The sequence below is a fragment of the Solirubrum puertoriconensis genome (genome assembly GCF_001483135.1).
GTDB lineage: Bacteria > Bacteroidota > Bacteroidia > Cytophagales > Hymenobacteraceae > Solirubrum > Solirubrum puertoriconensis.
Genome location: NZ_LNAL01000003.1, coordinates 92,732 through 104,713 on the forward strand (window position 1 = coordinate 92,732; position 11,982 = coordinate 104,713).

Genomic DNA, 11,982 nt, shown 5'->3' on the forward strand with positions numbered 1-11,982 from the left:
AACAAAAAATAAACGCGACAGTAGCTTAGCCAACTGCCTGTAAAACAGGGTAGCTTTGGCGGTATTTTCACACCTCTAATCCTGTGCTGTTCATGCGTTTTTCTACTCTTTTTGTGCAGCCGCGCGCCGCGTCGTTGTGTTTGTTTATCCTGTTGGCGCTGGGCGCGTTGGCCACACAGGCCCAACAAGTCGCCCTGAAGGGCGACATGATTGTGGTAGATAAAAAGCCCTTTGGCAAGCTCGTGAAGGGCGGCAGCATGCTGATGCGCGACTACACCCTGCAGAGCGTCGACGGCAAGGATGTAATGAAAGCCAAAGGCAACATCGTGGCCCTACCGAGCAACGAGACGTTCGTGTTCTATGTGCTGTCGTTTCAGCCCGGTGGCGAAACCGCCGAGATGAGTAAGACCGGGCTCAACTTTCAGCAGCAACTAGCCGAGGCATTGGTGCAGAACGAAGTAATGCGCGAGGGCCAGCCCAACCCCGAGGGTATTCAGCGCTTTGTGGCCGCGTACAGCGAAAAGCTCTCGGCTAAGTACGCCGCCGAAAGCGAAAAGCAAGCCAGTGCAAAACCCCTGGAGTATAGCACCGTGCAGCGCCAGCGAGGCGGGCAGGTAGCTACCGTGTTCAACAAGCTTACCCAACGCACCGAAATCGTGCAAGGCAACGAGGTCATTGGCTACCTCAGCCCCCTCGATAACGATAAAGGTCGTGCAAAGTGGGATGTACGCTTGCCCGATGGCATGTCGGTGGCCGAAATGAACATTGAAGCCTGGATGGCCGATGCCCCCGGTGCCCGCGATATTTCCTACAAGATTCTGGTGAAGAAGAACAACCAGTTTCATACTCGCTCGGCAGTCGGCGGCGTAAGCGCGGCCCTGCAAGATGGCTTGCAATACCTAGTATCGGGCGGGTATTTATAAGCCCTAGGTGCCAAAACCAAAAGCCCCGCTGGCAGCATGCTGCCAGCGGGGCTTTTGGTTTTGGCACCTAGGGCCATGGTCTTGTTGCTATCAGAAGATGTACGTGAATTTCGCTTCGCGCTAGTGTCGGCCAATTAAGAAGCAATTCTGGCTACCGCGCTTTTTCCGAGTGCTTTTCTGGGTGCAAGATAAAGCTGCGGAGCCGGTATCATCGGGCCGCTGCGGGCGCGTAGCTTTGCCTGGTTTGCTTACGCATAACCCTTCATTTCTTTCTATGAGCAAAACTTTACTACAAGCAGGCCTGATCGTTAGCATTCTTTATCTATCTGCTTTCGGTGTGCAGGCCCAGTCCGCAGCGCCATCTGTGGCGCTGACAGTCGATTCGGCGGCCGTGGTAGCGCCGGTTCAGTCCCAAGTGGCCAAGCGCACCGCCTCTACCGACACCATCATGGCCGTGATGAAGCTGTTTTCGCGGCGGCGCGGCGGCGGTGCCGGCTGGGTTGCCTCGGCCGGCCTGGTAACCTTGCGCGGCTACGTAGCCTCTCGCAACGCCAATACCACCACCATCAACGGCGTGGTGGTGGAGCAGAGCGACGCCGATGTCACTCCGGTGCTGCTCGTCGGGGGCGCGGTGGCTGCCTACGGCGTCAGCAAGCTCGTGCGCTTCAGCAACGGCCGCCTCGACGAAGTGCTCGATGCCTACAACCAGGGCCAGCCCCTGCCCCAGTGGGTGCAGCGCCGTCTGAAACCAAAATTCTTCCTCGTTCAGCCCAAGGGCAAGTAACCAAGGTTGCCCCAAAGGCCACAAGCCCCGCCGGCGCAGTGCCGGCGGGGCTTGTGCATTCGTATCTGTGAGCTGCGAACTGCAACTGAAGGTTAGCGAGGCTAAGGTTCGCGCGACATAGGGCAGGGCTTACATGCCCGGAATCTGCACGTTCACGTTCTCGAACCGGATGTGGCCGTCTTCGAGTACGGCTTCCACCACGGCGTCCTTCGACACTTTGCCCGAGAGGATTTCCTTCGACAGCTCGTTCAGAATCTGCCGCTGCAGCACGCGCTTGAGCGGGCGGGCACCAAACTGCGGGTCGAAGCCTTGTTCGCCTAGGTAGTCGAGCACCTCGTCGGTGGCCTCCAGGCGAATGCCGGCTTCCTCCAGGCGGTGCTGAATCTGCTTGAACTGGATATCCACAATCTTGCGAATCTCGCGGCGCTTGAGCGGCTGGAACATCACAATCTCGTCGATGCGGTTCAGGAACTCAGGGCGCATGTGCTGCTTCAGGCGCTCCACCACTTCGTCGCGGGTGCGGTCTACCACCTCGTCGTGGTTGTACTCATTCAGCTCCTTGAAATTGCGCTGAATGATATCGGCCCCCGTGTTCGAGGTCATGATGATGATGGTATTCTTGAAGTTCGCCACCCGACCCTTGTTGTCGGTGAGGCGGCCATCGTCGAGCACCTGCAGCAAGATGTTGAACACGTCGGGGTGGGCCTTCTCAATCTCGTCGAGCAGGATTACCGAGTACGGCTTGCGACGCACGGCCTCCGTTAGCTGACCGCCCTCGTCGTAGCCCACGTAGCCGGGAGGTGCCCCGATCAGGCGCGACACGGCGTGGCGCTCCTGGTACTCGCTCATGTCGATGCGCACCATGGCGTTTTCGTCGTTGAACAAGTACTCGGCCAGCGCCTTGGCCAGCTCCGTCTTGCCCACCCCGGTGGTACCTAGGAAGATGAACGAACCGATGGGACGCTTGGGATCTTGCAAGCCAGCCCGCGAGCGGCGCACCGCATCCGAAATAGCCGCAATGGCTTCGCTCTGGCCGGCCACGCGCTTGCCCAGCTCGGCTTCGAGGTTGAGCAGCTTTTCGCGGTCCGATTGCAGCATTTTGCTTACCGGAATGCCCGTCCACTTGGCCACTACTTCGGCAATGTCTTCGTGCGTTACCACCTCCTGCAGCATCGAGCCGCCGTCTTTGTTGGCGTTGGCTTGCTCCTGCAGGGTCTTCAGCTTGGCTTCGGCTTCCTGAATTTTGCCGTAGCGCAGCTCGGCTACACGGCCATAGTCGCCGTGGCGCTCGGCCTGTTCAGCCTCCAGCTTAAACCGGTCGATCTGCTCTTTGGTGGCCTGAATGTCGTTGAGCACATTTTTCTCCGATTCCCAACGGGCTTTCAGGTCGTCGCGCTTCGAGCTGAGCTCGGCCAGTTCCTTGTTCAGCACGGCCTCGCGGTCCTTGTTGTCTTCGCGCCTGATGGCCTCGCGCTCAATCTCCAGCTGCATAATGCGGCGCTGCACCTCGTCGAGCTCCACGGGCATGGAGTTCAGCTCGATGCGGAGCTTAGCGGCGGCCTCGTCCATCAAGTCAATGGCTTTGTCGGGCAGGAAGCGGTCGGTAATGTAGCGGCTCGACAGCTCCACGGCGGCAATTACGGCGTCGTCGGTGATGCGTACGCCGTGGTGCAGCTCGTACTTCTCCTTGATGCCGCGCATGATGCTGATGGCATCTTCAATGCTCGGCTCGTCCACCATCACGGCCTGGAAGCGGCGCTCCAAAGCCTTGTCTTTCTCGATGTACTTCTGGTACTCCTTGAGCGTGGTAGCACCAATCGAGTGCAGCTCGCCGCGGGCTAGTGCAGGCTTCAGCAAATTAGCCGCGTCCATGGCGCCTTCGCCGCCCGCACCGGCGCCAATCAGCGTGTGCATCTCGTCGATGAACAGGATGATCTGGCCTTCGGAGTCGGTTACTTCCTTAATTACGGACTTGAGGCGCTCCTCAAACTCGCCCTTGTACTTGGCGCCGGCAATGAGCAAGCCCATGTCGAGCGACATGATGGTTTTGTCCTTCAAGTTCTCGGGTACGTCGCCGGCCACAATGCGCTGGGCCAGGCCCTCCACAATGGCGGTCTTGCCCACGCCGGGCTCACCTAGGAGCACGGGGTTGTTCTTGGTGCGGCGCGACAGAATTTGCAGCACGCGGCGGATTTCCTCGTCGCGGCCAATTACCGGGTCCATCTTGCCCGAGCGCACCTGCTCGTTCAGGTTGCGGGCGTAGCGGTTCAGGCTTTGGTACTGATCTTCGGCCGACTGCGAGGTTACTTTGCGGCCGCCCCGCAGCTCTTTAATGGCGGCTTTCAGGTCTTTCTCGTTAAAGCCCGTGTCTTTGAGCAGCGTAGCCACGCTGTCGCGGCCGCCGAGCAAGCCCAGCAGCAGGTGCTCTACCGACACGTATTCGTCGTCGAACTCCTTCAAGAAGCCGTTGGCGCGCTGCAGGGAAGCGGCGGCATCGTTGGAGAGGTACGGCGAACCACCGCTCACCTTGGGGTAGCCCGTTACAATGGCATCTAGGCGCGGGGAGAGGATATTCAGATTCACGCCGAGCTTCTTAGCCAGAAACCCGGTCACGTTTTCATCCACCTGAAAGAGCCCTTTCAGGAGGTGGCCCGTTTCGATAGCCTGCTGTTGATTGCCACCGGCAATTTCGGTAGCCTTCTGCACGGCCTCTTGGGCTTTGATCGTGAAGTTGTTGAAGTTCATATTGCTAAGTCTGTTTCAGGTGCTTGGTTAAGCTGATACGATCTTAGCAAATGGTGGGCTATATGGTGAAAGCGGACTTTTTGGCTGGTTTATTGGGTTTTTATTGTGCTATACACGGCTTTTTGTCAGGTATTGATGTGTGCTATACTTGTTAATACGCCGAACAGTCTCATTCATAAGGATTAACACTGTCAATTAACTGCAATAGTTTGTCAAGAGCTACTTTAGTTAGTAGGTTTCATCTCATCGAACCATGATTTAATATCATTAATTGTGTAATTGTCTTTAATAATTCTGTTGCTCATATTATACATGTCTTCAAAAAAGTCATTGCTTACCTCAGTAGAATTTTTGTTTGAAATATTTTTCATCGCTTGCAGATATCCCTTGAACATGTTGCGCTCATAGGTTATCTCCGGATCTTCTAAGCCTAAGTGCTCTAAGATTCTATTCGATTTCCAAGCAGTGCGAATAATATTATCATTTATTTGCTTTAGTAACTTTGCTATGTCTTGAGATTCAAGTTGTTCTTTGATGTCACTTGTTTCTTGTTGTAGAGTTTCAACGAAACTTTCTGTGTGAGCCTCCAAAACTTTAGTTTGTGATTTTACGTCTTGAACAACCTCGCTTATTTCGTAACTAAGATTGTCAATCATAGTTTGAGTGTTTATTTCTAGATCTAATGTGCTGCTTGTTAAATGATCAATTAACCGTGAGTTCTGCTTGTTTATTTCTTTGTGAAGGTCGGTAGTGGCTTCTTTAAATCTTTTTAGAAAATCAGTTCCTTCCGCTTCTAAAAACATTTGCAGTAGCTCCTTAGGAGCCAAAGTTCGTTTCTGATTGTCCTTTCGGATTTTGTATGTGCCACCTGAAGTACAATGTGGCTTATTATCACTTGAAGGTATTTCTATTCGGAAGAAGGGATTAGTATCGTTATTCTCTATGTGTATCGATACAGAAACAGGAGGTATACATTGATTAGCCTTATTGTTTATCGCTAGCTTATTTTGATCAGTAATAGCGCATCCAAATATTTTTCCTCGTTGTTGCCCTCTTTCATCATTATATTCCTCTATGCCAATAAGAATAGTGCCTCCATGAGGGGAATTAGCGAAGGCGACAATATCTTCAGGTTCTAGTCCGCTCATTCCCCTCTTAAAGTCAACATCATATCCTTCGGCCTTGCTTAACAAATGTTGTGCTCTTGCCGATAATTGATTGTAAACGGTTTCGTTATTATTAATAGCTAATGTGGATTTCTTGATCCGAGGTGTGACTTTAGTAGTTCTGTTGTCTCTCATGTGGCTAATCATTAAAATTTTAAATGCTTGGTTGTGTCGTCTGTGAAGATTAATAAGGGGGAATGTGGTAACTACAATGATACTCCTGATTACAGCTGCTTGAACAACTGAATGGTATAATCAAGCAGGCTAGTATCACCAACTTGGCCGTGGCCCGGAACAACAACCTTCAAATTCGAATAAGCCTTCTTCAGCTTGGTTACCGTAGCAGGCCAAGCCTGCACGTTGGCATCGGCGAGGTTGCCTTTGGTGGCGTTTAGCTCTTTAATCAAGCACCCGCCAAACAGCACTTCATCGGCCGGAAAATACCCAACAATGTTGTCGCGGGTGTGGCCTTCGCCGAAGAACCGGGCGTACACTTTCGTGCCGCCTAGGTCGAGCGTTAGGCTGTTAGCAAATCCACGCTGGGGCACGTTGAATTTGCGCTGCTTGGCGTAGGTAATCGTTTTTTGGTTGGCGTAGGAAGGGATGTTGTTCCGCGCAAACTCCGGCAAGCCGCCCACGCAGTCTTCATGAAAATGGGTGGGCACCACGGCGTTTACTTTGCAGTGCAGCGTGGTGGTAATCCAGCCGATCAGCTCCTTCGATTCTTTGTCGGTGGTGGGCGTATCAAACACCACGGTTTCGGCGCCGCTGCGCACCACCATGCCGTTGCAGGCCACCCGCCCAAACGATTGGGTATTCAGAAAGGAGGTGTGTACAAAGGTGTTCGGCGCTACCTGCGTAATGGTCAGGTCGCCGGACTGGTACACGACTTTGCCGGCATCGGGGCTGCTAGGTTGGCCGTTGGCTTGGGCGGCCGCGGCAATCAGCAGCAAAGCGGTAAGCAGAAATTTCATGCGTAGGAAGCTGGGCCAATGGTTGGCTGTGGCATAGCGGCACAAGCTACGCGGGCGCCGATGCCCTTGCAAGCAGCGCGTGCTTACAATTTGCATCTTGTGCCGCCTAGTTCGCGCGGTGCTGGCCCATGAGCCCGCAAGTCACCGGCACCTAGGGCTGGTTGCTACTTAAACTGCCGCTGTATGTACGCCTCGCTGCTCGCCCACATTGCCCGCTATGTGTCGCTTTCCGAAGCCGAGGCCGAGCTGCTGCCGCAGTACCTAAAGCCGCTGACACTGGCGCGCAAGGAGCACCTGCTGCTGCAAGGCCAGGTGTGCACGGCCAACTACTTTGTGGTGCAGGGCTGCCTGCGCACGTATTTCCTGACGGAGAAAGGCGCCGAGCAAACGGTGCAGTTTGCTATTGAGCGTTGGTGGCTTACTGACTACGCCAGCCTGGATGCGCACGCGCCCTCGGAGTTTTTCATACAGGCCGTGGAGCCCACGCAGGTGCTGGTGCTGGAGCAGCGGGTGCAGGAGGAGTTGTTTGCGCAGCTACCGCAGCTGGAGCGGTATTTCCGGCTGGTACTGCAGCGGGCCACGGCCGCCGCGCTGTTTCGGGTGAAGGTGCTTTTTGGGCAAACCGGCGCGGCACGCTACCAGCACTTCAGCACCGCGTTTCCGGAGTTTGTGCAGCGCGTGCCGCAGTATATGTTGGCCTCGTACCTAGGCTTCACGCCCGAGTTTCTGAGCAAGATCAGGGCGCGCATGGAGTAAGAGCTAGGCCGCGGCGTTTCTTGAACTAGTTCAAGCGGTGGCGGGGTAGGCGGGGCCGACCTTTGGTTTATCAATCACCCAAACCACACCCGCCGTATGCGACTCGACATGCTAAAAACCGAGCCCGAGGCCTACCAAGCCGTATTTGCCCTCGAAAAATACCTGAGCAAATCGCGCCTGAGCTCTACCCACAAAGAGCTCATAAAAGTGCGCGCTTCGCAGATCAACGGCTGCGCCTACTGCATCAACATGCACACCCGCGACGCCCGCAAAGCCGGCGAAACCGAGCAGCGCCTGTACCTGCTTTCGGCGTGGCGCGAAACCGATCTATTCACGCCCGAAGAGCGCGCCCTGCTGGCCCTTACCGAAGAAGTAACGCTGATTGGGCAGCATGTATCCGACGCCACCTACCAGCAGGCGGCTGCTTTGTTTGATGAGCACTACCTGGCGCAAGCCATTATGGCCATTGCTACCATCAACGTCTGGAACCGCATTGCCATAGCCACCCAAAAGCCTTTGGATTAGCAGAGCCGAGAGCCGCGCCGCCGGCCATCGGTGCAATGCTGCAGTACAGTAGCCATTGGCTATATTCAGGCAAGTACCGGGCGGGCCGGTGCCTAATAAAGCTGCTTGTACTGATGAACACCGATACCCTGCTGGCGCCCCTGAAGGACGCCACGCGCCGCGAAGTGGGCGGCGTGCTCGTGGATGTAGTGCGTACCACCGGTACCTCGCGCATGAAGCGCATGATTTACCCGCCCGGCTTCAGGTGGTCGAAGAATATGAAGCCGATTATCGGGACGGAGCTGTGCCAACACGCGCACGTGGGTTTCTTGGCCGCCGGCCACCTCATTATTGAGTACGCCGATGGGGAGCGGGAGGAGTACGTGGCGCCCCAGGTGGTAGCCATTGCCCCCGGCCACGACGGCTGGGTGGTAGGCAACGAGCCGGCGGTGCTAATAGAGTTCGACTTTGAGGGCGAAACCGTGGAGCGGCTCGCGCTGAAGCGTAACGCGGGGCAAGCCGAAGGCGGTTTTACACCAGCCTGATCTGCAACTGAAAAAAGCCTGCCGTTTCGGGGTAGAAACGGCAGGCTTTTTTCAGTTAATACTACCTAGGCGACCCGGCGCCGCTTGGGTGGTTATTTACTTACCGCCCCGCTCTCCAGCTCCGTCAGGGCTTGTTCGATTTCGGGCCGCAGTTGGGCTAGCTTGGCGTGGGCCAGCTCTTGCAGTGAGTGGCGTTTGGCAAGCTTTTCGGCTACCAAGTAGCCTAGGTAGTAGCCCGAGCGCGCGGGTGTGGCAGCTTGTTCATCCATGCCGCCTAAGAAGTAGCGGGCGTAATCTTCGCGCTTTTCCGAATCGAGCACGGCGCGTAGCTCGCGGGCATAGCGCGGCAGCTCGGCTTGGGTACGGGCGGGCGTGTTCAGGGGCAGGCCAAACAGGTTTACGCCCTCGGCCTTGGGGTTGAGGGCCTTGGCCACGTAGGTAGCCAGGCCTTCGCGCCACAGCGCCGACACTACCGACTCGTTGCCGTCGAAGAACTGGCTGTGGTAGATGTGGAAAAACTCGTGGTGGAAGAAAGGAGCGGGGTCGGCATCCTGCCCGTACACGTAAGCAATCATATCGAGCCCGAACAGCAGGGCCTGCTTGCCCTCGATGGTGCGCGTGCCGCCATCGAAACCACCTAGGGAGTACATAAAGTAGATGCGGCCGCGGTAGTCGAGGTCGGGGAAGGTTTTGCGGAAAGTGGTTTCGTACCGGGGCAAATCCCGGCCGATTTGCCTGCTGAGGCGCAGCACCAAGTCCATTTTCGGCAGCACCATGTTGTGCACTTTAGCGTAGCGCAGGGGCAGCACCTCGGCAAAGGTTTTGTCGGTGGGGCCGCCCAGCACATTGTTGTTGTACACCTCGGGATAACGCTCGGCCAGCAGCTGCTGAAACAGCTTTACCTGCGTGGCCTCATCCTGTGTTTGCGCCTTCTGCCAAAACTCCTCGAAGGCGGGCATCAGGTTGATGACTTGATATGTGGCTGCGGGGTGGGCAGCGTTGACTGAGGCCGCCCTTGCAATAGGCGGCGCAACAGCAGAGCGGCTACACGCCGATAGCAGTGCCACGCCAAAAAGCGCAGCTGTGGCCGCGCGAAGAACAGGAAACATGGGAATAGAGAGAAGGAGTAGGCAGAACGAAGAGCTGCAGAGCGCACCAAAAGCCTAGGCGCAAGCAGCGCCAAGTTATAAGCTTGCTTGGGCTTCGCCGAAAATAGTGGGCTGAGTACAGGCGCTTACCGGCCCATTCCGAAACAGTGAGCCGAGGCTAAAAAACAAAACCGCCCTAGGTGGGGCGGTTTTGCTGGACAACCGGCAGCAGTGCTTAGAATCCTAACCCAACGGCCAAGCCATTGGCCGAGCCGTTTAAGTTGCCAATGGGCGTAGCGGCTCCGGTAGTGGTATTGATGCGGAACAGGCGCGTGGTGCCATTTACGGTAAGTAGCGCGTATGGCACGTTGCTGGTGCCGCCGATATCAAAGCCGTTGGCGGCTTCCACATCCAGCCCTAGGTTGCCAATTTCAACCAGCGTGCCGGCGTTGGGTGGGTCTTGGCGGTAAAGCTTATCGGTATTCGAGTCGATGTCGAACAGCGCGGTGGAGGTGGTACCAGCAAAGTTGTTGGTGTAGGCCGCGGCCGTTACGGCCGGCGCGCCGGGGTTTAACGGTCCATCAACCAAAGCAGCGCCATCGGCGGGGTTCACGCGCAGGTTTTGGCCGGTGTTGCTCACAATGCGGATGCGGTCGACGGTGGGGTTGAAGTCAAAGCCGAAAGCCGTACCGGAAAGCGGCGTGCTAAGCGTGCCCACAGCCGTAGCCGCACCCGACGACGTGTTGAGCGTGTAGAGGCGGCTAGTGCTGCCTAGCGCATAGAGCTGGCCGTTCGCGGGCCGGAAATCGATACCCAAAATGGTTTCGCCTGATTGCAGGCCCATAAGGGGCTTGCTGACGCCGTTGGCCGCCGGGTTTTGCGGATTGAAGATGAGCAGGCTGTTGTCGGCGCCCACGGAGTAGGCTACGGGCTGCGTGGGTATGGCCAGGCCCGTGTACATCAGGTCTTTATCGTACTTAGCCACAACGCGCGTATCGCCGGTAGCCAGGTCGATGCTGAACAGCGTAGACTTCTTGTTCACCTCGAACATACCCAGGGCCACGTCGCCGGTGGGGGCAATGTCGAAGCCGCCTTCGCCGGTGATTCGCAGCTTAAGCGAGCCTACGGGTACCAAAGTGCCGTCGTTGGGCGGGGTTTGTTTGTAGAGCATCTGGGCAGCCACGTCAATGTCGTACAGGGTAGTGGTAGTAGCTCCAGCCACGTTGTTGGTGTAGGCGGCGCCCGCCAACATGGCTCCCGGCGCCCCATTGATAGCTCCATCCACCGCCGCCACCAAGCCCGTTTCGGGGTTGAGGCGCAGGTTCTGGCCCGCGTCGGTTACCAGCCGAATGCGGTCGACGGTAGGGTTGAAATCGAAACCGGCCAGCTTGCCTGTAAGCGCCGGCGTAAAAGGGCCGCTGCCAATGGCCCGGGCCGCCCCCGATTGCGGGTTGATAACGTAGAGGCGGCTGGTGCTACCCACGCCGTAGAGCTGGCCCGTGGCTGGCCGAAAGTCGATGGCCAGTATGGTTTCGCCGGCTTGCAGGCCCGTAATCGAAACCGAGCCGAGCGAGGTTTCGGGGTGCTGCGTGGAGTAGGCATCCAGGCGCACCCCGCCAGCCAACGCGTAGAAAGTAGTTGCGGTAGAATTGCTGGGGTTGCTGCGCGGCGGGTTGCCGAAACGCTCCCGCAGCTCTTTCTCCAACTCTTTTTCGCAGCTCGTAGCGCCCAACAGCAGAAAAGCGCACGCGGTAAGCCGGCCTAGGTAAAATGCCTGTTTCATCTTGCAAGGGTTTTGGTTGAAGTGAACGAGGCAAGAGCTACGAATCCTAATTGCGGCTCGGATTTAGGTTAAGTAGAATTAATCTTATATGGGCGTTAGGGCTAGTGGTATGCTCGAGCTTACAGAATGAACTCTTTTTGTGTTGATAACTGATGATAAAATGTAGTATATTGAAGAGGTGGCGCACTAATGCCTCCCAAAGTCATGGAAGTTAAACCAAGAAGGTACCAAGGCTACGCTGGCATTCGCAAAGGCCTGCCTTGGTGGGCTTACATCCTGATGCTCTTCGGTTTTTACCTCTTAGGCTGGGTGCTGCACCTGGTCGGCATCATCCCGAGTCACTAAGTACCTAGGGCACTTCGTACTGCTTAAGTGCTCGGGCAGGCAATGGCGCGGCAGCTCAGGCTTGAGCTGCCCTGTGCTTTATTGTGTTTTGGCGGGGTTGGTAGTGGGGCGCTATGCTGTTTTGGAGCGGGCGCCAGGGGGCGTGTGCCTTGGGCTCTCACCCTTAATGCCCCCTTGAAAAGCAAAAGCCCTCAGCATTGCTTTGCAGCAGCCTGACGACAACTGATAGAATAGCACGTCACGTCGGGCCCGTAGCGAGACATCTCGCGTGCTGACATTGGGGCTTCACCTCCATTCCCTCTACAAGGGAAGGCTTGAATACTATCCGGCGAGAGGTTTCCGCCTCTGTATGACAACTTAAGATATAGC

General features: G+C 56.3%; 11 protein-coding genes. 6 read left to right on the forward strand and 5 right to left on the reverse strand.

Annotated elements, in window-relative coordinates; genetic code table 11:
* Window positions 1-92 precede the first annotated feature (92 nt).
* Together ASU33_RS00800 and ASU33_RS00805 are read left to right on the forward strand one after the other, a co-directional pair.
* Complete coding sequence (locus ASU33_RS00800) at window positions 93-923, forward strand: hypothetical protein (protein ID WP_149866974.1); 831 nt, start codon at window positions 93-95, stop codon at window positions 921-923.
* A gap of 274 nt (window positions 924-1,197) precedes the next feature.
* Entirely contained in the window at window positions 1,198-1,707 is a 510-nt protein-coding gene (locus tag ASU33_RS00805; protein WP_059067191.1) for a hypothetical protein, read from the forward strand.
* A gap of 129 nt (window positions 1,708-1,836) precedes the next feature.
* On the opposite strand, the gene clpB is transcribed toward ASU33_RS00805, so the two are convergent.
* From clpB to bla, 3 genes are all read right to left on the reverse strand, one after another.
* On the reverse strand, window positions 1,837-4,452 hold the full coding sequence (gene clpB, locus ASU33_RS00810; RefSeq protein ID WP_059067193.1) for an ATP-dependent chaperone ClpB: 2,616 nt from the start codon (window positions 4,450-4,452) through the stop codon (window positions 1,837-1,839).
* 224 nt (window positions 4,453-4,676) lie between these two features.
* Complete coding sequence (locus ASU33_RS20895) at window positions 4,677-5,753, reverse strand: AlbA family DNA-binding domain-containing protein (RefSeq protein ID WP_160328103.1); 1,077 nt, start codon at window positions 5,751-5,753, stop codon at window positions 4,677-4,679.
* Window positions 5,754-5,842: 89 nt separating this feature from the next.
* The gene (gene bla / locus ASU33_RS00820) at window positions 5,843-6,592 is read right to left on the reverse strand and encodes a subclass B1 metallo-beta-lactamase (RefSeq protein ID WP_059068273.1); all 750 of its coding nucleotides are present in this window, start codon (window positions 6,590-6,592) and stop codon (window positions 5,843-5,845) included.
* A 183-nt stretch (window positions 6,593-6,775) separates the two neighbouring features.
* Here bla and ASU33_RS00825 point away from each other — a divergent pair, with 183 nt between their 5' ends.
* The 3 genes from ASU33_RS00825 (at window position 6,776) to ASU33_RS00835 (ending at window position 8,397) form a co-directional block, all read left to right on the forward strand.
* Entirely contained in the window at window positions 6,776-7,348 is a 573-nt protein-coding gene (locus ASU33_RS00825) for a Crp/Fnr family transcriptional regulator (protein WP_059067196.1), read from the forward strand.
* A gap of 96 nt (window positions 7,349-7,444) precedes the next feature.
* Window positions 7,445-7,873, forward strand: a complete 429-nt coding sequence (locus ASU33_RS00830; RefSeq protein WP_059067198.1) for a carboxymuconolactone decarboxylase family protein — start codon at window positions 7,445-7,447, stop codon at window positions 7,871-7,873.
* 113 nt (window positions 7,874-7,986) lie between these two features.
* Window positions 7,987-8,397 (forward strand): cupin domain-containing protein, encoded by a 411-nt coding sequence (locus ASU33_RS00835; RefSeq protein ID WP_059068275.1) that lies wholly within the window; start codon window positions 7,987-7,989, stop codon window positions 8,395-8,397.
* Window positions 8,398-8,489: 92 nt separating this feature from the next.
* On the opposite strand, the gene ASU33_RS00840 is transcribed toward ASU33_RS00835, so the two are convergent.
* Together ASU33_RS00840 and ASU33_RS00845 are read right to left on the reverse strand one after the other, a co-directional pair.
* Entirely contained in the window at window positions 8,490-9,506 is a 1,017-nt protein-coding gene (locus tag ASU33_RS00840) for a DUF2268 domain-containing putative Zn-dependent protease (protein ID WP_078062762.1), read from the reverse strand.
* 214 nt (window positions 9,507-9,720) lie between these two features.
* A complete protein-coding gene (locus ASU33_RS00845; protein ID WP_059067203.1) occupies window positions 9,721-11,268 on the reverse strand; it encodes a DUF4394 domain-containing protein in 1,548 nt (515 codons plus the stop codon).
* A gap of 204 nt (window positions 11,269-11,472) precedes the next feature.
* On the opposite strand from ASU33_RS00845, the gene ASU33_RS21380 reads away from it, so the two are divergent.
* Window positions 11,473-11,613, forward strand: coding sequence for a hypothetical protein (locus ASU33_RS21380; protein WP_160328104.1), 141 nt, complete (start codon window positions 11,473-11,475; stop codon window positions 11,611-11,613).
* Window positions 11,614-11,982: the final 369 nt, after the last annotated feature.

Excerpts from the sequence above, each read along its gene's own strand:
- ASU33_RS21380 (WP_160328104.1), top strand. The coding sequence starts at position 11,473 with ATGGAAGTTAAACCAAGAAGGTACCAAGGCTACGCTGGCATTCGCAAA.
- clpB (WP_059067193.1), bottom strand. The coding sequence starts at position 4,452 with ATGAACTTCAACAACTTCACGATCAAAGCCCAAGAGGCCGTGCAGAAG.
- ASU33_RS00805 (WP_059067191.1), top strand. The coding sequence starts at position 1,198 with ATGAGCAAAACTTTACTACAAGCAGGCCTGATCGTTAGCATTCTTTAT.
- ASU33_RS00840 (WP_078062762.1), bottom strand. The coding sequence starts at position 9,506 with ATGTTTCCTGTTCTTCGCGCGGCCACAGCTGCGCTTTTTGGCGTGGCA.
- bla (WP_059068273.1), bottom strand. The coding sequence starts at position 6,592 with ATGAAATTTCTGCTTACCGCTTTGCTGCTGATTGCCGCGGCCGCCCAA.
- ASU33_RS00845 (WP_059067203.1), bottom strand. The coding sequence starts at position 11,268 with ATGAAACAGGCATTTTACCTAGGCCGGCTTACCGCGTGCGCTTTTCTG.
- ASU33_RS00825 (WP_059067196.1), top strand. The coding sequence starts at position 6,776 with ATGTACGCCTCGCTGCTCGCCCACATTGCCCGCTATGTGTCGCTTTCC.
- ASU33_RS00835 (WP_059068275.1), top strand. The coding sequence starts at position 7,987 with ATGAACACCGATACCCTGCTGGCGCCCCTGAAGGACGCCACGCGCCGC.
- ASU33_RS00800 (WP_149866974.1), top strand. The coding sequence starts at position 93 with ATGCGTTTTTCTACTCTTTTTGTGCAGCCGCGCGCCGCGTCGTTGTGT.
- ASU33_RS20895 (WP_160328103.1), bottom strand. The coding sequence starts at position 5,753 with ATGAGAGACAACAGAACTACTAAAGTCACACCTCGGATCAAGAAATCC.
- ASU33_RS00830 (WP_059067198.1), top strand. The coding sequence starts at position 7,445 with ATGCGACTCGACATGCTAAAAACCGAGCCCGAGGCCTACCAAGCCGTA.